Source organism: Streptomyces sp. NPDC058001 (genome assembly GCF_042886315.1).
Lineage (GTDB): Bacteria > Actinomycetota > Actinomycetes > Streptomycetales > Streptomycetaceae > Streptomyces.
Genome location: NZ_JBHVQT010000009.1, coordinates 103,174 through 127,118 on the forward strand (window position 1 = coordinate 103,174; position 23,945 = coordinate 127,118).

Sequence of the window (23,945 nt, forward strand, 5' to 3'; positions counted from 1 at the left end):
TTCAGGGCGCGTGCCGCACCCGGCCCTTGCAGAGCACCCGGCATGAAAACCCGCCCACAGACCGGCTGTTCGGCCACGAGCCCGCCGTGGCCGGGTGCGCGGTTCCCCGCGCCGCTTCAGGGCGCCTGTCGCGCCGGTATGGACCCGCGAGGTCCTGTGGGGCGACTAGCTCGCTGGTGTCAGTGCGTTCAGCAGGCGGTCCACGTCCTCTTCCGTGTTGTAGAGGTGGAAGGCCGCCCGTAGATTTCCCGCTCGGTTGGACACCTCCACTCCCGCGCGGCTCAAGTCCGGCTGGTGGGTGCCCAGGTTCGGTACCGAGACGATGGGGGAGCCGGGGGCCGGTACGGGGGTGTGGCCCAGGTGGGTCAGGCCGGTGCGGAAGCGGGCCGCCAGGGACAGATCGTGCGTGCCGATCGCCGCCACGCCGACTTCTTCAAGGAGGGCCAGGGAGTGGCGGGCACCCGCGTACGAGAACAGGCTCGGGCTCTCGTCGAAGCGGCGGGCCGAGTGGGCCAGTTCCTGGACGGGTCCGTAGCAGCTTTCCCAGGGTTCCTCGCCCGCGACCCAGCCCGCGAACACCGGCGACAGACCACCCAGGTCCTCCGGGACGGTCAGGAACGCGACACCGCGCGGGCAGACCAGCCACTTGAAGGCGACGGCCGACACGTAGTCCCAGCCGTCGGCCGCCACGTCCATGGGCAGCCAGCCCGCGGCCTGCGACATGTCGATATAGGTACGGGCACCATGAGTGCGGGCGGCCTCGCGGAGCGCGGGCAGATCCACGAGCCGCCCATCGGCCGACTGGGCGGCGCTCACCGCGACCAGCGCGGTGCCGGGCCGCACCTCGTCCGCGATCCGCTCCAGCGGGACCGCCCGGACCTTGAGGTCCTGACGGACATGGAACGGTGTCACGACCGAGCTGAAGTCCTGCTCGGCCGTGAGGACCTCGGCACCCGGCGGCAGCGAGGCCGCGATCAGCCCGGTGTAGACGGCCACGGACGCACCGGCCGCCACACGTCCCGCCGGTACGCCCATCAGCCGGGCGAAGGACGCGCGGGACGCCTCGACGTCCGCGAACATGTCGGCCGGGGCGCCCCGCGCCACCGACTCCACGGCCTGCCGCATGGCGGTCACCGCGCGGGCGGGCAGGAGGCCGGTACTGGCGGTGTTCAGATAGGTGGTGCCGGGCGTGAACTCGGTGCGGACCAGGGTGTCTGCGAGAGGCTCCATGAGCCCACTGTGCCGCCCCCGGGTTTACGGGTCCATTGCGAATTTCTGACGGGTTTCTCCAAGAAACGCTTATGCGTGGTCGCTGACCTGCGCGTTCTGCGGTACGGCACAGCCGTCGGGCCCGCAAGCCTCAGCGCCGCCGTCGGAGTCGCCCGCCGCCGTGAGCGTGGTCAGCGGTGCGCGGGCGCCCCACGCCTGCTCCAGGGCCTGCGCGAAGAGGTCGGTCGGCTGGGCGCCGGAGACGCCGTACTTGCGGTCGAGAACGAAGAACGGCACGCCGTTCGCGCCCAGTTCGGCCGCCTCGCGCTCATCGGTCCGTACCTCGTCGGCGTACCGCTGGGGGTCCGCGAGCACCGCGCGGGCGGCGTCGGCGTCGAGCCCCGCCTCCTCGGCGAGTGCGATCAGGCGCTCGTCGTCACCGAAGACGGAGCGCTCTTCGGCGAAGTTCGCGCGGTAGAGCAGTCCGATCAGCTCGTCCTGACGGCCGTACTCCTTGGCGAGGTGCAGCAGCCGGTGCATGTCGAAGGTGTTGCCGTGGTCCCGGCCCTCGGTGCGGTACGCGAGTCCCTCGGCCGCCGCGTTCTCGCCGAGCCGCTGCTCGGCCTCCCGCGCCTGCGTCTCGCTCATGCCGTACTTCTTGGCCAGCATCGGGAGCACCTCGGCGACGTCGTCCTTGGCCCGGTGCGGGTCCAGCTCGAAGGAGCGGTGCACGACCTCGACCTGGTCCCGGTGCGGAAACGCCGCGAGAGCCTTCTCGAACCGCGCCTTTCCCACATAGCACCAGGGGCAGGCGATATCGCTCCAGATCTCGACACGCATCACGAACATCTCTCCCCGGAAATTAGGTGTACCTGGCCCCGTCAACAGAAGTGGACCCGTCACCATTCCCCGGGGGCCGGTCTCAGCTGCCGTCCCGCAGCGCCTTCGGCCAGGAGTCCCGGTACTCGACGCTCTCGAACGTCACCACGCACCCCTCCCCCACCGGCGACTGCGCGAGGAAGCCGACCAGGGCGTGCGCCGCCTCGTCGGGCGTGCCGAGCGAGAAGATCCGTACGAAGGTCCAGTACGAGCCGTCCGTCGACGCGTGGAACGCGAAGGCACCGCCCGTGCGGCTCACCCGGAGCCATACGGTGCTGCCCTCCACGACGAAGGAGTTGGCGTCGTCGGAGTGCCCCCGGGTGACCACCGAGCAGATGGTCGGCAGGTCCGGGGAGCGCTCCAGGCAGAGCTTCGCCCACTCACGCTCCCCGACATGGACGTATAGGACCCCCGCGTCGAAGACACCCGCGAAACCGACCGTGACCTTGGCGATCAGCTGGAAGGCGCCCTCCGGGGGCGCCCCAAGCAGCCGGGGCGCGTCCGACACCGGCTCCAGGCCCTCACCGGTGGGCGGCACGAACCGGTCCTGCCGGGCGCCGGCCCAGCCGGTGAGCACCCCGTCCTCGTACGACCAGTTGCCGTCGGGGCCGTAGGGGCGCAGCGGGAAAGGAAGCTCGGGGAGCACCAGTTCGTCCATCCCGTCAGTGTTCCAGGCGGCCGTCGATCCTGCGGGGCAGATTCAGCGGGTTGTCGTCCCGCAGCTCGGGCGGAAGGAGGGCTTCCGGCGTGGTCTGGTAGACGACGGGCCGCAGCCAGCGCTCGATGGCGGTGCCGCCGACCGACGTCGAGGTGGAGGTGGTCGCCGGGTAGGGGCCGCCGTGGTGCTGGGCGGGGGCGACGGCGACACCGGTGGGCCAGCCGTTGACCAGGACACGGCCGGCGAGCGGGGTCAGCTCGGCGAGGATCTCGGCGCCCCGCCCGTCCCCCGCGGCCTCGTCGGTGGAGAGCTGCACGGTGGCGGTGAGATTGCCGGGGAGCCGGGACAGGACGGCGGTGGCCTCCTGCTCGTCCGCGTACCGGGCGACCACGGTGACGGGCCCGAAGCACTCCTCCAGGAGCAGGTCATGGGCGCCGGAGGCGGCGAGGCGGTGCGCGGGCACGGTCAGGAAGCCCGCGCCGACGCCGTGGTCGCCGTCCGCGCCGGGTGTGACGGGGGCCTGGACGTCGGGCAGCGCGGCGCGCTCGGCGACCCCGGCGACGAAGTTGTCCCGCATCCGGTGGTCGAGGAGGACCCCGGCGGCGGCGGCGCCGACGGCCTCCGTGAGGGATTTCACCAGCCGGTCGCCGCCCTCGCCCGAAGGGGCGAGGACCAGACCGGGCTTGACGCAGAACTGGCCGACGCCCAGGGTCATCGAGCCCGCGAGCCCGGCGCCGATCTCCTCGCCGCGTTCGGCGGCGGCGGCCTCGGTGACGAGGACCGGGTTGAGGGAGCCCAGCTCGCCGTGGAAGGGGATCGGTACGGGACGCGCGGCGGCGGCGTCGAAGAGGGCGCGCCCGCCGCGTACCGAACCGGTGAAGCCGGCCGCGGCGATCAGCGGGTGCTTGATCAGTTCGACGCCGGCCTCGAAGCCGTGCACCAGGCCGACGACGCCCTCGGGGATGCCGTGCTCGGCGGCGGCCCGGCGCAGCACATCGGCGACCTGCGCGGAGAGCGCCGGGTGGTCGGGGTGGGCCTTGACGACGACCGGGCAGCCCGCGGCGAGCGCGCTGGCGGTGTCCCCGCCCGCGACGGAGAACGCGAAGGGAAAGTTCGACGCGGAGTACACGGCGACGACGCCCAGGGGGACCTTGTAGCGGCGCAGATCCGGCACCGGCGGGGTCGCGGCCGGGTCCGGGTGGTCGATGACGACGCCGAGGAAGGCGCCCTCGTCGACGATGTCCGCGAAGGCCCGCAACTGGTAGGTGGTACGGGCCAGTTCGCCGGTGAGCCGGACCGGGCCGAGGGCGCTCTCGGCGTCGGCGGTCCCGACGAGCCGGTCTTTGGCCTCGTCCAGGAGGCCGGCGGCGGTCCGCAGGAACGCGGCGCGTACCGTGCGGTCGGTGAGGGCCGCGCGCGCGGTGTGCGCGGCACGGACGGCCGCGTCCACGTCGGCGGCCGTGGCCTCCACGGCAACCTGTTCCCGCCGCTTCCCGGTTCGGGGGTCGACACTCCAGACTGGTGCTGCTGCCACCGCGGATTCCTCCAGATGTATGCCACTCACCAGGGCTGTTCGGTATGCTGAACACTGTCTCTGATGATGAACCTGCCGCGAGCGTATTTCGCGGCGAACGAAGGGGTCAAGGGCGATGTCGGCTGGTGACGGGGATACCCCCAAGCGTGCGGCCCTGCCGGACGGCGGCGGTGCGCAGGTCAAGTCCGCGGTGCGGACCGTCGAGCTGCTCGAATACTTCGCGGGCCGCCCCGGAATGCACTCCCTGGCCGCCGTGCAGGAAGCCGTCGGCTATCCCAAGTCGAGCCTCTACATGCTGCTGCGCACCCTGGTCGAGCTGGGCTGGGTGGAGACGGACGCGACGGGCACGCGGTACGGCATCGGGGTGCGGGCCCTGCTGGTGGGCACCTCGTACATCGACGGCGACGAGGTGGTGGCGGCGGCCCGGCCGACCCTGGACCGGCTGTCCGACGACACCACGGAGACCATCCACCTGGCCCGTCTCGACGGGACGAACGTCGTGTATCTCGCGACCCGGCAGTCCCAGCACTATCTGCGGCCCTTCACGCGCGTGGGACGCCGGTTGCCCGCGCACTCCACCTCGCTCGGCAAGGCGCTCCTCGCGACCCACACCGACGAGCAGGTCCGCAAGCTGCTCCCGGAGACGCTGCCCGCGCTGACCGAGCACACCATCACGGACCGCGAGGCGCTCATCGACGAGCTGCGCCAGGTCCGCGAGCAGGGCTTCGCGGTGGACCGCGAGGAGAACACCCTCGGGCTGCGCTGCTTCGGTGTCGCGATCCCCTACCGCACACCCGCGCGCGACGCCATCAGCTGCTCGGTGCCGGTGGCCCGGCTGACGCCCGCGCACGAACAGATGGTCAAGGACGCCCTGTTCGACGCACGGGACCGGCTGACCCTCGCCACCAGGAGGCTCTGATGGACATCGCCCTGCGCAAGGTCCACGACAGCGATCTGCCGGTGTTCTTCCGGCAGATGGTCGACCCCGAGTCGAACCATGTCGCCGCGTTCACCGCGAAGGACCCCACCGACCACGCGGCCTTCGACGCCCACTGGGCACGCATCCGCGCGGCGGACGAGATCCGCGCGCGCGCCGTACTCGCCGACGGCGACGTCATCGGCAGCGCCGCGGTGTACGGGCCGCCGGAGAAGCGCGAGGTGACGTACTGGATCGACCGCGCCTACTGGGGCCGAGGGGTGGCGACGGCCGCGCTGCGCGCGCTGCTCGCCGAGGAACCCGTACGCCCGCTGTACGCGCGCGCGGCGGCGGACAACGCGGGCTCCCTGCGGGTCCTGGAGAAGTGCGGGTTCCGGGTCACGGAGCGGACGCGGGGGTTCGCTCAGGCGCGGGGCGAGGAGATCGACGAGCTGGTGCTGACCCTGACGGGGTGAGCTGAGCGGTTGAGGGAAGGGGACGGCCGTCTCCCCCGTGCGGCGGAGGCGGATCGTCGGTGGGCAGGACGTGCGGGGGCTCCCCCGCGCGGGACCGTGGCCGCATGTCGCAGACCACCACCCCCGTCACCGGCCCCGCCGACCCGACCGCCCCTCCGACCACACCGCCGACCAGCCGGGCGCGCCGCGCGCTGCGCGCCGTCGCCGTCACGGCGTGCCTGCCGTACATCACCCTCAAGGTCGCCTGGGTCGCGGGCAGCCATGTCGGGATCCCGGACGGCAGCTCGCTCCTGGAGCACGAGGGGACGATGGCCGTCGCCAACGGCGTCAGCGTGCTGCTGGACGCCGTCGTCGTGGTCCTCGCGGTGCTGCTCACCCGCCCGTGGGGCCTGCGGGTGCCCGCCTGGCTCCTGGTGTTCCCGATGTGGGTCGCGACCGGACTACTGACGCCGATCATGACCGGGTATCCGCTGCAACTGCTGGTCAGGGCGGCCGGCGGCACGGTGAACAGGCCCACGGACACCGGCAGCGAACCCTTCCTCCACGAGTGGGTGTTCGGAGTCGTGTACACCGGTTTCATCGTCCAGGGACTCGCCCTGGGAACCCTGTTCATGCTGTACGCGCGCGACCGCTGGGGCCGTCTGTGGCAGGGCCGGATCCATGAGCTGCCGGTCGGCCGGGTGGTGGCCGCCCAGCGCGCGACGGCTGTCGCGGCGGCCGTCCTCGCGCTGCTGCCCGCCACCATGCACGTGCTGTGGGCCAGTGGCGCGACCGCGGGACTCCCCGCGGCCCGGATCGCCGACCGCACCAGCGACTTCCACGTCCTGGAGACCACCGACGCGCTGTTCCTCGCCGCGGCCGTCGCCGGCGGCTGGCTGCTCGCGTTCCGCCAGGGCCCGCGCGCTCTACCCGTGAAGGTGCCGCTCGCGCTCGCCTGGGCGGGTTCCGGTGCGACGGCCTGCTGGGGCGGCTGGCTGGCGATCGCGACGCTCCCCGGCTTGGACGACATCGCCCGGCGCCCCACCGAGCTGATGAACCTCACCTACTCTGTGCAGATGATCGTCGGCATCCTCGTGGCGAGCGTGGGCACGTACTTCCTCGCGGAGCGCGCCACCACCCCGGCCCCATGAGGGCGTTCGGCGCCGCCCTGTTCGGGCGCCGCGCCCGCCGCTGCTGGATCCATCTCGTCCTGGGCGGCGCGCTCGCGATGCCGTACGTCCTCGTCGGCGCCGTCGTCGTCGGTCCGCTGACCGGCGTGGACGACGTGTTCTCGTCGCTGCCGCTGCAACTGTCCTCGCTCGCGGTCGGGCTTCCACTCGCCGCGCTGACAGCGTTGTTCCCGTTGACCCGTCCCCTGTCGGTGGCCGCCGTCCGCGCGCTGTGCGGCGTCGACGGCGGCGCCCTCGCCGACGGGCCCGCGCGGTCGAAGGGCGCGAAGGGGCGTACGGCCGCGTGGTTCGCGCTGCATCTGGGGGTCGGCGCCGTGATCAGCGGAATGACCCTCGCCGCACCGCCGTTCGCGGTCGTCCTGATCGTGCTGCCGCTGATCCCGGCGTGGCACGACGACACCCGGTTCCGGCCGGAGTTCCTGGCCCACGACGGGGCCCTCGCCCTCGCACCGGTCGTGGGCGGCGCGATGCTCCTGGCGCTCGCCGGATGCGCGGCCCTCGCGGCCGGGCTTCTCGCGCGCTGGGCGCCGGCGCTGCTCGGGCCGACGCCCGCCGACCGGCTCGCGGCGGCCGAGCGGCGCGCCGCCGATCTCGCCGTACGCAACCGGCTCGCCCGCGAACTCCACGACTCCGTCGGCCACGCCCTCAGCGCCGTGACCCTTCAGGCGAGCGCGGCCCGCCGGGTGCTCGACAGCGACCCGGAGTTCGTCCGTGCGGCGCTCGCCGCGATCGAGGACACCACGCGGCGCACGGTCGGTGAACTCGACACCGTGCTCGGTGTGTTGCGGGACGGCGACACGGGCACGCCGACCGGGCCCGCACCGACCCTCGCCGCCGATCTCGACGGACTGCTGCGCCGGACCCGGGCCGGCGGGCTGCACGTCGACGCCGCCGTGGACCCCGGCCCCACCACCCTCGACGCGCTGCCGCCGCCGGTCGCCCGCGAGGCGTACCGGATCGTGCAGGAAGCCCTCGGCAACGCGCTGCGGTACGCGGGCACCGGCGCCCGCGTCACGCTGCGGATCACCGTCGCGGACGGGGCGCTGGAGATCACGGCGGCCAATCCCCTGCCGCCCACCGGGTCCCCGGCACTCCGGCCGGGCGGCGGTCACGGTCTGCGCGGTGTCACCGACCGGGCCCGGCTGCTCGGCGGCACCGCGTCGGCAGGGCCCACCGAGGACGGCTGGCTCCTGCGCGCACGCCTGCCCCTGGCGACCCCGGACCCGGAGCCCCTGGAGGGACCCGTATGACGGCCGCCCCTGTCGTACGCGTGGTCGTCGCCGACGACGAGCGCATGGTGCGCACCGCGCTGCGGGTCATCCTCGACGCCGAGGACGACCTCACCGTGGTGGGTGAGGCGGCGAGCGGCGCGGAGGCGGTCGCCGTGGCCCGGGAACTGCGGCCCGATGTCGTCCTGATGGATGTCCGGATGCCGGAGATCGACGGGATCCGCGCCACCGAACACATCCTGCGGACCCTCGCCGATCCGCCGCGGATCGTGGTCGTGACGACCTTCGAGAACGACGCGTATGTGTACGAGGCCCTGCGCGCGGGTGCGTCGGGCTTCCTGCTCAAGCGGACCGAGGCGGACGCGCTGGTGCAGGCTGTCCGGCTGGTCGCGCGCAGCGACAGCCTGCTGTTCCCGGCCGCCGTCCGCACGCTCGCGGGCCGGTACGCGGCCCGGCGGCAGGACCCGCCCGCGTGGGTGGCCCGGCTCACCGCGCGCGAGGACGAGGTGCTGCGGCAGATGGCGCGGGGGCTGACCAACGCGGAGATCGCGCACCGGATGGGCGTGGGCCCGGCGACCGTCAAGACGCATGTGGCGTCGGTCCTGGCGAAGACGGGCGCGCGGGACCGGACCCAGGCGGTGATCGCCGCGTACGAGGCGGGGCTGATCGGAAGCGGTCCCGGATCAGGCGGTTCCGGATGAAGCGGTCCCGGGACGAACGCAGTCCCGGATGAAGAGTTCCTGAGGAATCCCGCACAGTCGTGCCATCGGGGAACTCCCGCCCCACCGGCGTCGTCCTTCTCTACGTATGAACAAGACGATCAGGCGCGCCGCCCTCTTCACGCTGCTCCTGGTGTTCGCCCTGCTGGTGCGGGCGACCTGGGTGCAGTTCTACGACGGGCAGGCCCTCGCGGACAACAAGAACAACCGGCGCAAGGCGATCGACCAGTACGCCTACCCGCTCGGGGACATCATCGTGGGCGGAAACGCGATCACGGGTTCCGCCCGCACGTCGGGCGGTGACCTGGCGTACAAGCGCACGTACACGGACGGCGCGCTGTATGCCGCGGTGACGGGCTACAGCTCGCAGGTCTACGGCGCGAATCAGTTGGAGGGGATCTATCAGAGCGTGCTCGACGGCACCGATCTCCAGCTGCGTACGCCGGTCGACACGCTCACCAACAAGCGCGCCGACCCCGGGGACGTCGTCACGACGATCGACCCGGCCGTCCAGAAAGCGGGCTATGAGGCGCTAGGCGGCAACAAAGGCGCGGCCGTCGCGATGGACCCGGTGACGGGCAAGATCCTCGGCATGGTGTCGACGCCGTCGTACGACCCGTCGAAGATCGCCGGGTCCGGCTCGTCGGACGCCGCGGAGTGGCAGAAGCTCGGCAAGGACGCGGACAAGCCGCTGGTGAACCGCGCGATCCGGCAGCCGCTGCCGCCCGGTTCGACGTTCAAGCTGGTCGTCGCCGCCGCGGCCCTGGAGGACGGGCGGTACTCCTCCGTGGACCAGAAGACGGACAGCCCGAATCCGTACCAGCTGCCCGGCACGATCACGGACCTGGAGAACGAGAACAAGTCGGCGCCCTGTGAGAACGCGTCGCTGCGGGTCGCCCTCCAGTACTCCTGCAACAACGTGTTCGCCAAGCTCGCCGTGGACCTCGGCCAGGACAAGGTGAAGGCGATGGCGGAGAAGTTCGGCTTCAACGAGACGCAGCGGGACGTGCCGGTGCGCGCGTACGCGAGCGTCTATCCCTCGGGCATGGACAGGGCGCAGACGGGTCTGTCGGGGATCGGACAGTTCGATGTGACGGCGACCCCGCTCGAAATGGCGATGGTGTCGGCGGCCATCGAGAACGACGGTGTGCTGGTGTCGCCGCACATGGTGTCGCAGGTGACGGACGCGGACGGAACCGTGCTCAAGAGCTATGACGACGCCGGCTCGCAGCGGATCGTCAGCGCGTCCACCGCGCGGGAGTTGCAGTCCGCGATGGTGACGGTGGTCGAGCAGGGCACGGGCACCAACGCCCGGATATCCGGCGCGACGGTGGGCGGCAAGACGGGCACGGCGCAGCACGGCGAGAACAACAGCAAGACGCCGTACGCCTGGTTCACGTCGTACGCGACGGACAAGAGCACCGGTAAGCAGGTCGCCGTCGCGGTCATGGTCGAGCAATCGGACGCGGCCCGCTCGGAGGTCAGCGGCAATGGCCTTGCGGCCCCGATCGCAAGGGCGATGATGCAGGCGGCGCTCAAGAACTGAGTGCTCCACCACGCCGAGCCGAAGCGCGCCTTAGTGGGGCCAGAGCGGCGGGTCGGTCACGAAGTGGCCGCCCAGGTGGGCGTGGTCGGGGTTGTCGGGGTCGAGGTCGCCCTGTTCGGCGATGAGCTTCGCGGCGAACCGTTCCGAGTCGTCCCGAGGTGCGTAGCCGAGTGCGCGGGCCGTGGAGAGGTCCCACCACAGCCGGGTGTTGGCCGAGGAGCCGTAGACGACGGTGTGGCCGACGTTCTCGGCGGTCAGCGCGGCGTGGAAGAGCCGGGCGCCGTCCTCGGGGCTCATCCACACGGAGAGCATCCGGACGCTGACGGGCTCCTCGAAGCAGGAGCCGATGCGGACGGACACCGTCTCCAGGCCGTGCTTGTCCCAGTAGAGCTGGGCGAGGTCCTCGCCGAACGCCTTCGACAGGCCGTAGAAGGTGTCGGGGGTGCGCGGGGTGTCGATCGGGATCAGCCGGTCGGGTCCGAAGGGAGGCTCGCCCTGGGGTCGGGGTGTGTAGCCCACGACGTGGTTGGACGAGGCGAAGACGATCCGCCGGACGCCTTCCTCGCGCGCGGCCTCGTACAGGTGGTAGGTACCCCGGATGTTGGCCTGGAGGATCTTGTCGAAGGTGGACTCCAGGGAGATGCCCGCGAGGTGGATGACCGCGTCCACGCCCCGCACGGCCTCGCGCAGCGCGCCGGTGTCCGCGAGGTCGGCCGTGATCGCGTCCGGCTCGCCCTCGATCGGGACCATGTCGAACAGCCGCAGGTCGTAGCCGTACGCGGGCAGCAGCCCCCGCATCAGGGTGCCGAGCCCGCCGGCGGCGCCGGTGAGCAGGACGGTGCGGGGTGCGGGGGTTCGGGTCGCGGGGGTTCGAGGCGCGGGGGTACCGGGCGTACCGGGCATACGCAGTCTCCAGACCGCCGCCCCGGACGGCGGGTACGGCTGTAATTCGTGTGCGAGAGTACGGCTGTATTCATGTACAGGATTCACATCCATGGACACGCTAAGGATCGCCGCCCGGCCGCGTCAAGTGTCCCGCCCGAGTCCGCCAATCCGCCCCGGTGTTGCGTGGTGGTGCGCTTGACCACCCCTATGTGGGCGTCTTAGCGTAGACGCGTTCAGAAATATAGACGTGGATCAGAAACGTGCACGAGGGTGTCGTGCACGTCTCCTGGTTCGCCCGCACGCTTAGGGAGAGCCCGTGACGTCAGCCCCTCTCGCCGCTCGACTCGACGGACTGCTGTTCTTTCCCGTCACCGCGTACGGTCCCGACGGGTCCGTCGATCTCGACGTCTACCGCGCCCATGTGCGGCGCGGGATCGAGGCGGGCGCCGGAGCCGTCTTCGCGTGCTGCGGCACCGGCGAGTTCCACGCCCTGACCCCCGAGGAGTTCCGCGCCTGCGTGGGCGCCGCCGTCGAGGAGGCCGCGGGACGGGTACCGGTGGTCGCGGGCGCCGGATACGGCACCGCGCTCGCCGTGCGGTACGCGCGCCTCGCCGAGGAAGCGGGCGCCGACGGGCTGCTCGCGATGCCCCCGTACCTCGTCGTCGCCGGCCAGGAGGGGTTGCTGCGGCACTACGCCGAACTCGCCGCCGCGACCTCGCTCGACCTCATCGTCTACCAGCGGGACAACGCTGTTTTCACCCCTGAGACCGTCGTCGGACTCGCCCGCACCGAAGGCGTCATCGGCTTCAAGGACGGCCTCGGCGACCTCGGCCTGATGCAGCGCGTCATCAGCGCCGTACGCGCCGAAGCACCCGGCGACTTCCTCTACTTCAACGGACTGCCCACCGCCGAACTCACCGGCCTCGCCTACCGCGGCATCGGTGTCACCCTGTACTCCTCGGCCGTCTTCTGCTTCGCGCCCGAGGTCGCCCTCGCCTTCCACCGGGCGCTGAACACCGGCGACGACCCGACCGTGAACCGGCTGCTCGACGGCTTCTATCGGCCGCTGGTCGACCTGCGCGACCAGGGCCGCGGGTACGCCGTCTCCTTGGTCAAGGCCGGCGTACGGCTGCGCGGGCTCGACGTCGGACCGGTGCGCCCACCGCTGCACGAGCCCGCCGAGGAGCACGTCAAGCAGCTCGCCGCGCTGATCGAGCACGGCTACGCGCTCCTCGGGGACGACGCGTGAAGACGTCCGCGTTCCTCTACCCCTGGGACGTCGTCGGCGATCCGGAGGCCGCCGCGCGCGTCGCCGGTCTCGGGGTCCGCTCGGTGACCCTCGCCGCCGCCTACCACTCCACGCGCGCGCTCACCCCCCGCCACCCGCGCCACCGGATCGTCACCGCCGAGCACGCCGCGCTGCTGTATCCCTCGGCCCTGGCCACCCGCGACGGCAACGGCGAGGGGCGTCCGCTGCGTCCGTACGCGGCCGGGGCCTGGGCGCCCGGAGACGCGCACGGCGAGGCGTCCGCCGCGCTGAGGGACGCCGGTCTGGAGGTCCACACCTGGGTCGTCCTCGCCCACAACTCCCGCCTGGGCGCCGAGCGTCCGGACACCTCCGTCGTCAACGCCTACGGCGACCGCTACCCGTGGGCGCCCTGCATCGCGCAGCCCGCCACGCGCGCGTACCTCGTCGCGCTGGCCGCCGAGGCCGCCGTACGGCCGGGCGCGTCCGGCACCGAACTGGAGTCCCTCGGCTGGTACGGGCTCGCCCATCTGCACGCCCACGACAAGATCGCGGGCGTCCCGCTCGGCGACGCGGGCCAGTACCTCATGTCGCTCTGCTTCTGCCCCGACTGCCGGGCCGGATACATCGCGTCGGGCCTCGACCCGGACGGCCTCGCCGACACGGTACGGCGGGCCCTGAAGCCCGTGTGGCGCGGTACGGAGCAGTCCGACGGCGGCTGGGCGGCCGTCGAGAAACTGCTCGGCGCCGAGCGGGCGGCGGCCACGCGTGCGTGGCGCGACGCCACGGCGCGCGGCCTCCAGGAGGAGGCCGTGTCGGCGGTACGCGCCGCCGCGCCCCACGACTTCCAGGTGCTGCTGCACGCCGACCCGGTGTCGTACCACTGCGGTGCGAACGCCGGGGTCGACCCAGCGCACATCCTGTCCGTCGCGGACGGCGTGGTCGTCCCCTGCGCCGGCGGCACCTCGCTCCTAGCGCCCTTCGCGGACGCCGGAGGGAGCGCGGTCCTCGCGGCCAATCTCACGGTCGTCTCGGCCATGGGCGGCAGCCCGGCGACCCTGGCCGACGACGCGGCCCGCGCGGCGGACCACGGCGCCACCGAACTCCGCCTCTACCACGCGGGGTTGGCGTCGGACGCGGACCTGGACCTGGTGCGGGAGGGGCTGGCGCCCTAGCCGCTCCGGGTGGCGGCCCGCGTCAGGCATATCGCCGTCAGGACGCCGCACGCTCCGGTCAGCAGGAGCAGGACCGTGTGCGGGACCACGGCCGTGAGGCCCGCGCCCAGGGCCAGGGCCAGGGCGTTCGGCGTGAACATCAGAGTGTTCGCGGTGGCCGTCGCTCTGCCCAGACGGCGGTCCGGGGTCTCCCGCTGGATCGTCGTCAGGGCCGCGATCAGGACGCACGGCAACCCCAGGCCCACGGCCGCGCTCGCCGCCAGGGCCACCGCGTCGTACGGCAGGGCGCGCGCCGCCACCGCGACCGCGAACAGGGCGATCCCCGCGGCGGCGAAACGGCGCTCGCCGAGGCCGCGCAGCAGCGGCCCCGCGACCAGGCCCACCGCGACCGAACCGGCGCCCTGGACCGCGTAGAGGACCCCCACGAAACCGGGTGACCTGCCGAGTCCTTCATCGACCACGGCGAAGATCAGCGCGCCGTTGAGGCCCGCGAGCAGCATCGTCGCGCCGCCCGCCAGGACCAGGGGACGCACGCGCCGGTCCGCCCACAGGTCCCGCGCCCCGTCCGCCGTGCGCTCCCACCAGCCGGCCGTCTCCCGTACCGGCGGCTCCTCGCGGACCCGCAACAGCGCGTAGAGACCTGCCGCGAGCACGAAGGTCACGGCGTCCAGGAGTGCGACGCGGGCGCCTCCGTACGCGGTGAAGAGGCCCGCGCCCGCCAGCGGTGCGACGAGTTTCATGCCCTCGCCCGCGGTCATCCGCAGCCCGTTGAAATCACCGAGCAGGTCCTTGTCGACCGCCGACGCCACCAGCGCCGACTCGGCCGCGTCGTGCACCACGCCGACCGCGCCGTACACCACCAGGACCGCGAACAGGATCCACAGCCGGTCCGCCGAGTCCACCGCGAACAGCGACAGGAGCAGCAGTCCGAGGCCGAGGTTCGTGCCCACCAGCAGCGGCCGGCGGCGTGTGCGGTCCGCGAAGGTGCCCAGGAGGGGGCCGGCCAGGGTGGGCGCCCAGAGGGCGAAGGTGCAGAGCGCGGCCAGGCTGTTGGAGCCGGTGAGGCTCTTCACCCAGATTCCGGCCACCAGCCACATCGCCGAACTGCCGAACCCCGACACCACGACCCCGCCGAGATACAGCCCCGCGTTGCGGTCCCGCAGGACCCTGCTCACCGTCCATGTCATGGACAGTGATCGTTGCCCTGAGGCCCCCGCGCGGACATCGGGCGGATGCCCTACTTCCGGGGAACTCGGGACAGGTCGGGCGGCGTCGGGATGAGTTCCGGGTGTCGCGATGAGTTCCGGGCGCCCCGCCGGTCCACCCTTCAGAGGCCGCACCAGACCCACCCGCCGCTGAGGAGCCCCCTATGACCGACACCGTCGACTTCGGACCCCAGACCCGGCTGATCGCCCGGGTCGCCGAGCGGATCACCGACGACCGGCTCGACGACCCCACCCCGTGCCCCGCCTACGCGGTACGCCATCTCCTCGGGCATCTCGTCGGGCTCAGCACCGCCTTCCGGGACGCCGCCCGCAAGGACCTGGGCCCGACGACGGACACCGCCCCCACCAGCGCCCTGCCGGACATCGGACCGGACTGGCGCGCCGAGCTGCCCAAGCTGCTGGAGGAGCTGGCCGACGCCTGGGGCGACCCGCGCGCGTGGACCGGCGAGACCCGCGCCGGTGGTGTTCCGCTGCCCGGCCAGGTCGCCGGACTCGTCGCGCTGAACGAACTCGTCGTGCACGGCTGGGACATCGCCCGCGCGACCGGCCAGGAGTACGCGCCGGACACCGCTTCCCTGGAGGCCGCCCTCGCCTTCCTGGCGCCGACCGCCGAAGAGCCGCCCGTCGAGGGGCTGTTCGGCCCTCCCGTGCCCGTACCGGAGGACGCGCCGCTGCTCGACCGGACGATCGGCCTGAGCGGCCGGGACCCGAAGTGGAGCCCCGACTTCTGACAACTGCCCCTTGGGACAAGGGACGTTCGCGTGTTCCTCACGCATTGCGCGATCTACCCGGTGGAACAACTCCTCGCCGTGACGTAGGTATGAGGGCCGGTACGCGATGCGGGAGACCGTGCGTGCGGTCCCCGTGCGGAGGGAGCATTCATGAAGCCATTGGCGGCGGACGAGATCACGGGAGTGTGGGGCACGCTGCTGCTGCCCGTCGAAGGCCGGGGCGACATCGGCTGGGACCGGTTGGCGAGCCAGCTCGACGCGCTGCTGACCAGCGGAGTCGACGGCATCTACGCCCATGGCACCGCGGGCGAGTTCCACGCCGTCGACGAGGCCGAATTCGACCGGGTGAGCGCCCTGTTGGCACAGCGGTGCGAGGCGGCGGGACTGCCGTACCAGATCGGTGCCTCGCATCCGGCGACGCCGGTGGCGCTCGGCCGCATCCGGCGCGCTGCCGCGCTGCGACCGGGTGCCGTCCAGGTGATCCTGCCGGACTGGGTCCCGCTGAACGACGACGAGGTCGTGCGCTTCCTGACCGGTGCGGCCGAGACCGCGGGGGACGTGCCGCTGGTGCTCTACAACCCGCCGCACGCCAAGACCCAGGTGTCGCCGTCGCTCCTCGCACGGCTCGCCGCCGACGTCCCCCCTCTCGTCGGCGTCAAGATGGCCGGCGGTGACGACGCCTGGTACGCGGCCATGACGGACGCCGTTCCCCGGCTGTCGATCTTCGTGCCCGGCCATCTGCTGGCGTCCGGCCTCGCCCGTGGCGCGCACGGCAGCTACTCCAACATCGCGGCCATGTCGCCCCGCGGCGCGGTCGCCTGGTACCGGCTGATGACGACCGACCCGGCCACCGCCGCAGACGTGGAGCGGCGCATCGGTGAGTTCTTCGCCCGGCACATCGCGCCGCTCCAGTCCCGCGGCCTGTCCAACCCGGCCCTGGACAAGTTCCTGGCCACCGTCGGCGGCTGGGCGGACATCGGCGTGACACTGCGCTGGCCGGCGTCGTCGGCACCCGCCGACGCGGTGGACCCGGCCCGCGCCGACGCCCACCGGCTGCTGCCCGAACTGTTCCCGGCCTAGGGTTTCGGGGACGCGTCAACGGCGGGCGGGCACCGAACGGGCCCGCCCGCCGGGCTGTTCGGGCATTCTCCGTGCCCGTTCGTACGCCGCCGTACGCCCCCGCGCAGGTCCGCGACGGGCAGCCGCTCCCGGTAAGCGGGCACATACGGGCAGCATCGGGCCCGTAACAGACCTGGCCAGTGCCGCACACCCGCTGTAGAACTTCCCCATCGGGTCAGCACGGTCATCGCCGGGCCCGAACGGGCACGCAGGTAGCGAGGCGACGACGAGGGACCACGGAGGGCGGGTGACGGCCATGAGCGCCGAGGAACGACAGCGGGAGATCGTCCGCGCGGCACGCAGCGCCGGATCCGTCGACGTGGCCACGCTCGCGAACGAACTGGGCGTTGCCAAGGAGACCGTACGCCGCGATCTGCGGGCCCTGGAGGACCACGGTCTGGTGCGCCGCACCCATGGCGGCGCGTATCCCGTGGAGAGCGCCGGCTTCGAGACGACCCTCGCCTTCCGCACCACCATGCACGTCCCCGAGAAGCGGCGGATCGCGCTCGCCGCCGCCGAACTGCTCGGTGACGCCGAGACGGTCTTCGTCGACGAGGGCTTCACCCCTCAGCTCATCGCCGAGGCGCTGCCCAGGGACCGGCAGCTGACCGTGGTCACCGCGTCCCTGGCGACCGCCGGGGCACTCGCGGAGGCCGACAACACCACCGTGCTGCTGCTCGGCGGCCGGGTACGGTCCGGCACGCTCGCGACCGTCGACCACTGGACGACCCGGATGCTGTCCGGTTTCGTCATCGATCTGGCGTACATCGGCGCCAACGGCATCTCCCGTGAGCACGGTCTGACCACTCCGGACCCGGCCGTCAGTGAGGTGAAGGCGCAGGCGATGCGGGCGTCACGGCGCACGGTCTTCGCCGGTGTGCACACCAAGTTCGGTGCCGTGAGCTTCTGCCGGTTCGCGCGGATCAGTGAGTTGGAGGCGATCGTGACGAGCGGTCAACTGCCCGCGTCCGAGGCCCACCGCTACTCCCTCCAGGGACCCCAGGTCATCCGCGTCTGAGCCGCCCCGCGCAGCGCGCGCACCACACCCCACCGCTCCCCGGACCTCCCCCACGGGCCCGGGACCGTCCGCACCCCCGCACACCCTTTTACCCCCCACACACATCAGCACATCCCGTTATATTCCCAACCGAACCGATCAGGAGCACTCCATGCGCACCCTAAGCCGACGGAGGCCGCGCGCTTCGCTCGCCGCGGTCGCCGCGGGGACGCTGCTCGCCCCGCTGCTCACCGGCTGCTGGACCGGGGCCGGCGGGACCGGTTCCGGCGGCGACTCCGTCAACGTCCTGATGGTCAACAACCCGCAGATGATGGAGCTTCGGAAGCTCACCGCCGCGCACTTCACCAAGGAGACCGGCATCAGGGTGAACTTCACCGTCCTCCCCGAGAACGACGTCCGCGACAAGATCAGCCAGGACTTCGCCAACCAGGCCGGGCAGTACGACGTCGCGACCCTGAGCAACTACGAGATCCCGATCTACGCCAGGAACGGCTGGCTGCACGACATGGACGACTACGTCCGCGAGGACCCCGCCTACGACGAGCAGGACGTACTGCCGTCCATGCGGCAGTCCCTCACCGGGAACGACGGCAAGCTCTACGGGCAGCCGTTCTACGGCGAGTCGTCGTTCCTGATGTACCGCAAGGACGTGCTCGCCAAGAAGGGCCTGACGATGCCCGCGCAGCCGACCTGGCAGGAGGTCGCGGACATCGCGGCGAAGGTGGACGGCGCCGAGAAGGGCATGCGGGGCATCTGTCTGCGCGGCCTGCCCGGCTGGGGCGAGGTGATGGCGCCGCTGACGACCGTCGTGAACACCTTCGGGGGCACCTGGTTCGACAAGGACTGGAAGGCCCATCTGGACTCCCCGGAGTTCAAGAAGGCGACCAATTTCTATGTGAACCTCGTGCGGGAGCACGGCGAGGCGGGCGCCGCCCAGTCCGGGTTCGCGGAGTGCCTCAACAACGTCACCCAGGGCAAGACCGCCATGTGGTACGACGCCACGTCCGCCGCCGGTTCCCTGGAGTCCAAGGACTCCCCGGTGAAGGGCAAGATGGGCTACGCGCCGGCGCCGGTCCAGGAGACCAAGAGTTCCGGCTGGCTCTACACCTGGGCCTGGGGCATCCAGCAGGCGTCCCGGAACCCCGACAACGCGTGGAAGTTCATCTCCTGGGCGTCCAGCAAGGAGTACGAGCAGCTGGTCGGCGATCAGATCGGCTGGTCGAACGTCCCGGCGGGCAAGCGCGCCTCGACCTACGACATCCCCGCGTACCGCGCGGAGGCCGCCACGTTCGCGGAGGTCACCCGGGACGCCATCGCCGGCGCGCAGCCCGAGAACCCGGGGGTCCAGCCGAGGCCCGCGCCCGGCATCCAGTTCGTCGGCATCCCGGAATTCACGGATCTCGGTACCAAGGTCTCGCAGGAGATCAGCGCGGCCATCGCCGGACGCCAGTCCGTCGACGAGGCCCTGAGCAAGTCCCAGCAGCTCGCCGAGCAGATCTCCGAGGAGTACAAGGGACGATGACCGCCACCACGACCAACCCAGTGAGCGCGCGCCCCGCGCGCGTGGTGAAGCAGCCCTCGGGCCGTATGCGCGCGTGGGTGACCCGGGCGCCATTGCTGCCCGCGCTGATCTTCATGATCGTCGTCACGCAACTGCCGTTCGTGGCGACCCTGGTGATCTCCTTCTTCGACTGGAACGCCCTCTACCCCGACGCCCGCAGTTTCGCCGGCTTCGCCAACTACAGCGAGGTCCTGACCGAGCCCGATCTGCGCCGCTCGGTGTGGACGACGGTGCTGCTCACGGTCACCGTCGTTCTGGTCAGCCTGGTCCTGGGGCTGCTGCTCGCCCTGCTCCTGGACCGGAAGTTCCGGGGCCGCGGGCTGGCCCGCACCCTGCTGATCGCACCGTTCCTGCTGGTCCCGGTGGCCGCCGCGCTGCTGTGGAAGCACGTGCTCTACAACCCCGAGTACGGCCTGTTCAACGGCCTGTTGCACTGGATCGGCGGCGACGGGGCAACCCAGCCCGACTGGGTGTCGAACACCCCGCTGCTGGCGATCGAGGCGTCGCTCATATGGCAGTGGACGCCCTTCATGATGCTGATCCTCCTCGCCGGGCTGCAGAGCCGTGACCCGGAGCAGATGGAGGCGGCGAAGGTGGACGGCGCGAACGGCTGGCAGGTGTTCCGCCATCTCACGCTGCCGCATCTGCGCCGCTATCTGGAACTGGGCGCCCTGCTCGGCTCGGTGTACATCGTGCAGAACTTCGACGCCGTGTTCACCATCACCTCCGGCGGCCTCGGCACCGCGAACCTTCCGTACACCGTCTACCAGAGCTTCTACCAGGCACACGAGAACGGGCTGGCGTCCGCCGCCGGTGTCCTCGTCGTCATCGGTTCCATCATCATCGCGACGTTCGCCCTGCGGGTCGTGTCGTCCCTGTTCCGCGAGGAGGCGTCCCGCGCATGAGTACCACTGTCTCCGGTGCCGCTGCCGCTTCGGGCCTGTCCGGCGCTTCCGCCGCCCACTCGACCACGGCCGTACGGGGCACTCCCCCGCGCCGCCGCAAGGGCGCCCTGCTCGGGGTGACCGCCTGGGTGGCCGCGCTGCTGTTCTTCCTGCCGATCGCGTGGATGGCGCTCACGTCCTTCCACTCCGAACAGGACGCGGCGACCAACCCGCCCTCGGTCGCGGCGTCCCTGACCCTCGACGGCTACCGCGAGTTCTTCGGCTCCGGCGGTGGCGCGACCCCCTGGCCGGCGCTCACCAACTCCCTGGTCGCGTCGGGCGTCTCGACGCTGTGCGTGCTGCTGCTCGCGCTGCCGGCCGCGTACGCGCTGTCGATCCGGCCGGTCCGCAAGTGGACGGACGTCCTGTTCTTCTTCCTGTCGACGAAGATGCTGCCCGTCGTCGCGGGCCTGCTGCCGATCTATCTGTTCGCGAAGAACGCCGGGATGCTCGACAACATCTGGCTCCTGGTCATCCTCTACACCTCGATGAACCTGCCGATCGCGGTGTGGATGATGCAGTCGTTCCTCGCCGAGGTGCCGGTCGCCATCATCGAGGCCGCGCAGATCGACGGCGCCCGGCTGCCGACCATTCTCGCCCGCGTGGTGGCCCCGATCGCGGCGCCCGGCATCGCGGCGACCGCGTTGATCTGCTTCATCTTCAGCTGGAACGAACTCCTCTTCGCCCGGGTGCTCACCGGCGTCGTCGCCGAGACGGCACCCGTGTTCCTGACCAGCTTCATCACCAGCCAGGGCCTGTTCCTGGCGAAGGTGTGCGCCGCGTCGCTCATCATCTCCCTGCCGGTACTCGCCGCGGGGTTCGCCGCCCAGGACAAACTGGTCCAGGGCCTGTCGCTGGGAGCCGTCAAATGAAGGCCGCCGTCATCGAGTCCGTCGGCACCGCGGTGGTCGCCGAGGTACCGGACCCGACGCCAGGGCCCCGCGAGGTTGTCGTCGAGGTCGCCGCGTGCGGCCTCTGCGGCACCGATCTGCACATCCTCCAGGGCGAGTTCGCGCCCACGCTGCCGGTCGTCCCGGGGCACGAGTTCGCGGGCGAGGTGGTGGGCATCGGCCGGGACGTCACGGAAGTGGCGGTCGGCGACCAGGTCGCCGTCGACCCGTCGCTGTACTGCTACGAGTGCCGGTTCTGCCGCAGCGGCCACAACAACCTGTGCGAACGGTGGGCCGCGATCGGGGTCACCACGGCGGGCGGCGCCGCGCAGTACGCCCTCGCGCCCGTCGCCAACTGTGTGAAGCTGCCCGAGCACATCCGTACCGAGGACGCGGCCCTGATCGAGCCGCTGTCCTGCGCGGTACGCGGCTACGACGTGCTCCAGTCCCGGCTCGGCGCCCATGTGCTGATCTACGGCTCCGGCACGATGGGCCTGATGATGCTGGAGCTGGCCAAGCGGACCGGCGCCGCGCGTGTGGACGTCGTCGACCTCAACCCGGCGCGGCTCGCGACCGCGCGGCAGCTGGGGGTCTCGGGGTCCGCGGCGAACGCCGACGAGCTGGACCGGCCGCAGGGCTGGGACGTGGTGGTGGACGCCACGGGCAACGCGGCGGCGATCCAGGACGGTTTGGACCGGGTCGCGAAGGCGGGCACCTTCCTCCAGTTCGGCGTGGCGGACTACGCGACCCGCGTCTCGATCGACCCGTACAAGATCTACAACCAGGAGATCACCATCACCGGCTCGATGGCGGTGCTGCACAGCTTCGAGCGGGCCGCGGAACTCTTCGCGAACGGTGTCCTCGACCCGGAGGTCTTCATCAGCGACCGACTGCCTCTGGGGCGCTACCCGCAGGCACTCGACCAGTTCGCGTCGGGCACGGGACGCAAGATCGTGGTACTGCCGCAGGCGAGTTGATCCGCTGCGTAATCCGGTGGCCCGGGGCGCGGTCGGGTGCCTAGCATCCGACCGTGCCCCGACCTCATGGATTCACTTACGCGCGCCATGCCGACGGCACCGTGGTCATCACCCACCACGGCCGCCCGGCCGGCACCCTGCGCGGTGCGCGGGCGGACCGGTTCCTGTCCGAGGTGGAGTCAGGTGACGCCCAGTTGGTGATGGCGCGGTGGACGGGCGCGTACAAGCACGGGAACGAGCGAGCGGCCCGGCAGCACCAGAGAAACCGCCACCGACCGTAGCCGGCGGCCGGCCGATGCCGGGCCGGGCCCGATGTCCACCCGCCGACTCCGGCCCGGCCGCCGCACGGGGCATCCGCCCGCCGTCGCAGACACCCGCCTGCTCGCCGGCGGGACTCAGCTGCCCGATACCCACAACGTTCGACGCCACCCGCCCACTCGGCCCGATCGCCCCACCGGGCCGGACCGCCCGGGGATCGCCTCGTCGGCGCGGCCTGCCCGACCCGTCACGCCCTCCGGGCCCGGCACCCGCTCCCCGGTCCCGCCCGGCTTCGGGCTAGAGCGCCTGTGCCCCCGGCTTCACCATCCCCCTGACCGTGCGGGACTTCACGAAGTCGCCGATCGCTGTCATTTCCCATTCGCCGGTGAACTGGCGGATCAGCTTGCACATCATGACGCCGGTCTGGGGCTGGGCGCCGGTCAGGTCGAAGCGGACCAGTTCCTCGCCGGTCGCCGCGTCCATCAGGCGGCAGTACGCCTTCGCCACCTCGGTGAACTTCTGGCCCGAGAACGAGTTCACCGTGAACACCAGGCCCGTGGCCTCCTGGGGCAGGCGGCCGAGGTCGACCACGATCACCTCGTCGTCGCCCGCTCCCTCACCCGTGAGGTTGTCCCCGGAGTGCTTGACCGCGCCGTTCAGGATGGACAGCTTGCCGAAGTAGCAGCTGTCCAGGTGGTTGCGCTGCGGGCCGTACGCGATGACCGACGCGTCGAGGTCGATGTCCTTGCCCCGGAACGCGGGCTCCCAGCCGAGGCCCATCTTGACCTGCGACAGCATCGGACGGCCCCCCTTCACCAGGGACACCGTCTGGTTCTTCTGGAGGCTGACGCGGCCCTTGTCGAGGTTGATCTTGCCGCTGCCGGGCGCCGGTGCCGCTGCCGGAGTCGGTGCCGCCATCGGGGGCGGCGGGGCCTGCGGGGCGGCCTGCGGAACGGGCGGGGCCACCGGTGCCGGAGCCGGGATCGGTGCCGCTACCGGTGCCGGTGCCGGTTCTTCCACCGTCACGCCGAAGTCCGTCGCGATGCCCGCCAAGCCGTTCGCGTAGCCCTGGCCCACCGCGCGGGCCTTCCACGCGCCGTTACGCAGATAGACCTCCACGATCACGAGGGCCGTCTCCGAGCCGAGCTGGGGCGGGGTGAAGGTGGCGAGCACACTGCCGTCGTCCGCGCCGCGGATCGTCGCCGTGGGCTCGACGCCCTGGAAGGTCTGGCCCGCCGCGTCGGGACTCGCGGTGACGACGATCTTCTCGATGCCCGGGGGCACCGCCGTCGTGTCCACAACGATCGCGTCCGGTGCGGTGCCCTGGCCCGAGCGGTAGGTCACCCCCGGGCCCGCGGGCTGGTTGTAGAAGATGAAGTCGTCGTCGGAGCGCACCTTGCCGTCGGCGGTGAGCAGCAGGCCCGATACGTCGAGCCGCACGGGTGCGGCGACGTCCACCGCCACGCGGGTGGCGGTCAGAGGGATGTTCGAGCCGGGGGTCATAGCTGTCATGCCAGAGGTAACGAACGACCCCGCTTTGCCGTTCCCTTACCAACCCGAATGGATCGACCCCGCTTCGG

General features: G+C 71.8%; 23 protein-coding genes. 16 read left to right on the plus strand and 7 right to left on the minus strand.

Annotated features, from left to right (window positions below):
* Nucleotides 1-165: 165 nt before the first annotated feature.
* The 4 genes from ACFVT5_RS23210 to ACFVT5_RS23225 all read right to left on the minus strand — a co-directional run bounded on the left by ACFVT5_RS23210 (nt 166) and on the right by ACFVT5_RS23225 (nt 4,280).
* Complete coding sequence (locus ACFVT5_RS23210) at nt 166-1,230, minus strand: aminotransferase class V-fold PLP-dependent enzyme (protein ID WP_389891073.1); 1,065 nt, start codon at nt 1,228-1,230, stop codon at nt 166-168.
* A 69-nt stretch (nt 1,231-1,299) separates the two neighbouring features.
* Entirely contained in the window at nt 1,300-2,049 is a 750-nt protein-coding gene (locus ACFVT5_RS23215) for a DsbA family oxidoreductase (protein WP_389891076.1), read from the minus strand.
* Between the two features lie 82 nt (nt 2,050-2,131).
* Nucleotides 2,132-2,746, minus strand: a complete 615-nt coding sequence (locus ACFVT5_RS23220) for a DUF1349 domain-containing protein (RefSeq protein WP_389891079.1) — start codon at nt 2,744-2,746, stop codon at nt 2,132-2,134.
* A gap of 4 nt (nt 2,747-2,750) precedes the next feature.
* Nucleotides 2,751-4,280 (minus strand): aldehyde dehydrogenase (NADP(+)), encoded by a 1,530-nt coding sequence (locus ACFVT5_RS23225; protein WP_389891082.1) that lies wholly within the window; start codon nt 4,278-4,280, stop codon nt 2,751-2,753.
* A gap of 115 nt (nt 4,281-4,395) precedes the next feature.
* Between ACFVT5_RS23225 and ACFVT5_RS23230 the strand changes: the two genes are divergently transcribed.
* From ACFVT5_RS23230 to ACFVT5_RS23255, 6 genes are all read left to right on the plus strand, one after another.
* The gene (locus ACFVT5_RS23230; protein ID WP_389891085.1) at nt 4,396-5,199 is read left to right on the plus strand and encodes an IclR family transcriptional regulator; all 804 of its coding nucleotides are present in this window, start codon (nt 4,396-4,398) and stop codon (nt 5,197-5,199) included.
* Entirely contained in the window at nt 5,199-5,672 is a 474-nt protein-coding gene (locus tag ACFVT5_RS23235) for a GNAT family N-acetyltransferase (protein WP_389891088.1), read from the plus strand. The genes ACFVT5_RS23230 and ACFVT5_RS23235 overlap by 1 nt, the downstream gene beginning before the upstream one ends.
* A gap of 104 nt (nt 5,673-5,776) precedes the next feature.
* The gene (locus tag ACFVT5_RS23240; protein WP_389891091.1) at nt 5,777-6,802 is read left to right on the plus strand and encodes a hypothetical protein; all 1,026 of its coding nucleotides are present in this window, start codon (nt 5,777-5,779) and stop codon (nt 6,800-6,802) included.
* A complete protein-coding gene (locus ACFVT5_RS23245) occupies nt 6,799-8,091 on the plus strand; it encodes a sensor histidine kinase (RefSeq protein WP_389891094.1) in 1,293 nt (430 codons plus the stop codon). Before ACFVT5_RS23240 ends, ACFVT5_RS23245 begins: the two co-directional genes overlap by 4 nt.
* The gene (locus tag ACFVT5_RS23250; protein WP_389891097.1) at nt 8,088-8,771 is read left to right on the plus strand and encodes a response regulator; all 684 of its coding nucleotides are present in this window, start codon (nt 8,088-8,090) and stop codon (nt 8,769-8,771) included. Before ACFVT5_RS23245 ends, ACFVT5_RS23250 begins: the two co-directional genes overlap by 4 nt.
* Before the next feature lie 106 nt (nt 8,772-8,877).
* A complete protein-coding gene (locus ACFVT5_RS23255) occupies nt 8,878-10,335 on the plus strand; it encodes a peptidoglycan D,D-transpeptidase FtsI family protein (RefSeq protein WP_389891100.1) in 1,458 nt (485 codons plus the stop codon).
* 30 nt (nt 10,336-10,365) lie between these two features.
* Here the strand turns inward: ACFVT5_RS23255 and ACFVT5_RS23260 are convergent, their stop codons facing one another.
* Nucleotides 10,366-11,238 carry an NAD-dependent epimerase/dehydratase family protein gene (locus ACFVT5_RS23260; protein ID WP_389891103.1) on the minus strand — a complete coding sequence of 291 codons (873 nt, stop codon included), beginning with the start codon at nt 11,236-11,238 and terminating at the stop codon, nt 10,366-10,368.
* 298 nt (nt 11,239-11,536) lie between these two features.
* On the opposite strand from ACFVT5_RS23260, the gene ACFVT5_RS23265 reads away from it, so the two are divergent.
* Both ACFVT5_RS23265 and ACFVT5_RS23270 read left to right on the plus strand, forming a co-directional pair.
* Complete coding sequence (locus tag ACFVT5_RS23265; protein WP_389891106.1) at nt 11,537-12,469, plus strand: 5-dehydro-4-deoxyglucarate dehydratase; 933 nt, start codon at nt 11,537-11,539, stop codon at nt 12,467-12,469.
* A complete protein-coding gene (locus tag ACFVT5_RS23270; RefSeq protein ID WP_389891112.1) occupies nt 12,466-13,641 on the plus strand; it encodes a hypothetical protein in 1,176 nt (391 codons plus the stop codon). The genes ACFVT5_RS23265 and ACFVT5_RS23270 overlap by 4 nt, the downstream gene beginning before the upstream one ends.
* Here the strand turns inward: ACFVT5_RS23270 and ACFVT5_RS23275 are convergent.
* Entirely contained in the window at nt 13,638-14,828 is a 1,191-nt protein-coding gene (locus tag ACFVT5_RS23275) for an MFS transporter (protein ID WP_389891115.1), read from the minus strand. The two genes, ACFVT5_RS23270 and ACFVT5_RS23275, sit on opposite strands and share 4 nt — an antisense overlap.
* Before the next feature lie 182 nt (nt 14,829-15,010).
* On the opposite strand from ACFVT5_RS23275, the gene ACFVT5_RS23280 reads away from it, so the two are divergent.
* The 8 genes from ACFVT5_RS23280 (at nt 15,011) to ACFVT5_RS23315 (ending at nt 22,388) form a co-directional block, all read left to right on the plus strand.
* Nucleotides 15,011-15,598, plus strand: a complete 588-nt coding sequence (locus tag ACFVT5_RS23280) for a TIGR03086 family metal-binding protein (RefSeq protein ID WP_389891117.1) — start codon at nt 15,011-15,013, stop codon at nt 15,596-15,598.
* 150 nt (nt 15,599-15,748) lie between these two features.
* Nucleotides 15,749-16,678 (plus strand): dihydrodipicolinate synthase family protein, encoded by a 930-nt coding sequence (locus ACFVT5_RS23285; protein WP_389891119.1) that lies wholly within the window; start codon nt 15,749-15,751, stop codon nt 16,676-16,678.
* Between the two features lie 295 nt (nt 16,679-16,973).
* On the plus strand, nt 16,974-17,735 hold the full coding sequence (locus tag ACFVT5_RS23290; RefSeq protein WP_389891921.1) for a DeoR/GlpR family DNA-binding transcription regulator: 762 nt from the start codon (nt 16,974-16,976) through the stop codon (nt 17,733-17,735).
* A 151-nt stretch (nt 17,736-17,886) separates the two neighbouring features.
* Nucleotides 17,887-19,257, plus strand: a complete 1,371-nt coding sequence (locus ACFVT5_RS23295; protein WP_389891122.1) for an ABC transporter substrate-binding protein — start codon at nt 17,887-17,889, stop codon at nt 19,255-19,257.
* A complete protein-coding gene (locus ACFVT5_RS23300) occupies nt 19,254-20,201 on the plus strand; it encodes a carbohydrate ABC transporter permease (RefSeq protein ID WP_389891125.1) in 948 nt (315 codons plus the stop codon). Before ACFVT5_RS23295 ends, ACFVT5_RS23300 begins: the two co-directional genes overlap by 4 nt.
* Nucleotides 20,198-21,112 carry a carbohydrate ABC transporter permease gene (locus ACFVT5_RS23305; protein WP_389891127.1) on the plus strand — a complete coding sequence of 305 codons (915 nt, stop codon included), beginning with the start codon at nt 20,198-20,200 and terminating at the stop codon, nt 21,110-21,112. Before ACFVT5_RS23300 ends, ACFVT5_RS23305 begins: the two co-directional genes overlap by 4 nt.
* The gene (locus ACFVT5_RS23310) at nt 21,109-22,107 is read left to right on the plus strand and encodes a zinc-dependent alcohol dehydrogenase family protein (RefSeq protein ID WP_389891130.1); all 999 of its coding nucleotides are present in this window, start codon (nt 21,109-21,111) and stop codon (nt 22,105-22,107) included. Before ACFVT5_RS23305 ends, ACFVT5_RS23310 begins: the two co-directional genes overlap by 4 nt.
* 53 nt (nt 22,108-22,160) lie before the next feature.
* On the plus strand, nt 22,161-22,388 hold the full coding sequence (locus ACFVT5_RS23315) for a hypothetical protein (RefSeq protein ID WP_389891132.1): 228 nt from the start codon (nt 22,161-22,163) through the stop codon (nt 22,386-22,388).
* A 274-nt stretch (nt 22,389-22,662) separates the two neighbouring features.
* Here the strand turns inward: ACFVT5_RS23315 and ACFVT5_RS23320 are convergent, their stop codons facing one another.
* Nucleotides 22,663-23,868: a TerD family protein gene (locus ACFVT5_RS23320; RefSeq protein WP_389891924.1), complete on the minus strand. Its 1,206-nt coding sequence runs from the start codon at nt 23,866-23,868 to the stop codon at nt 22,663-22,665.
* Nucleotides 23,869-23,945 lie beyond the last annotated feature (77 nt).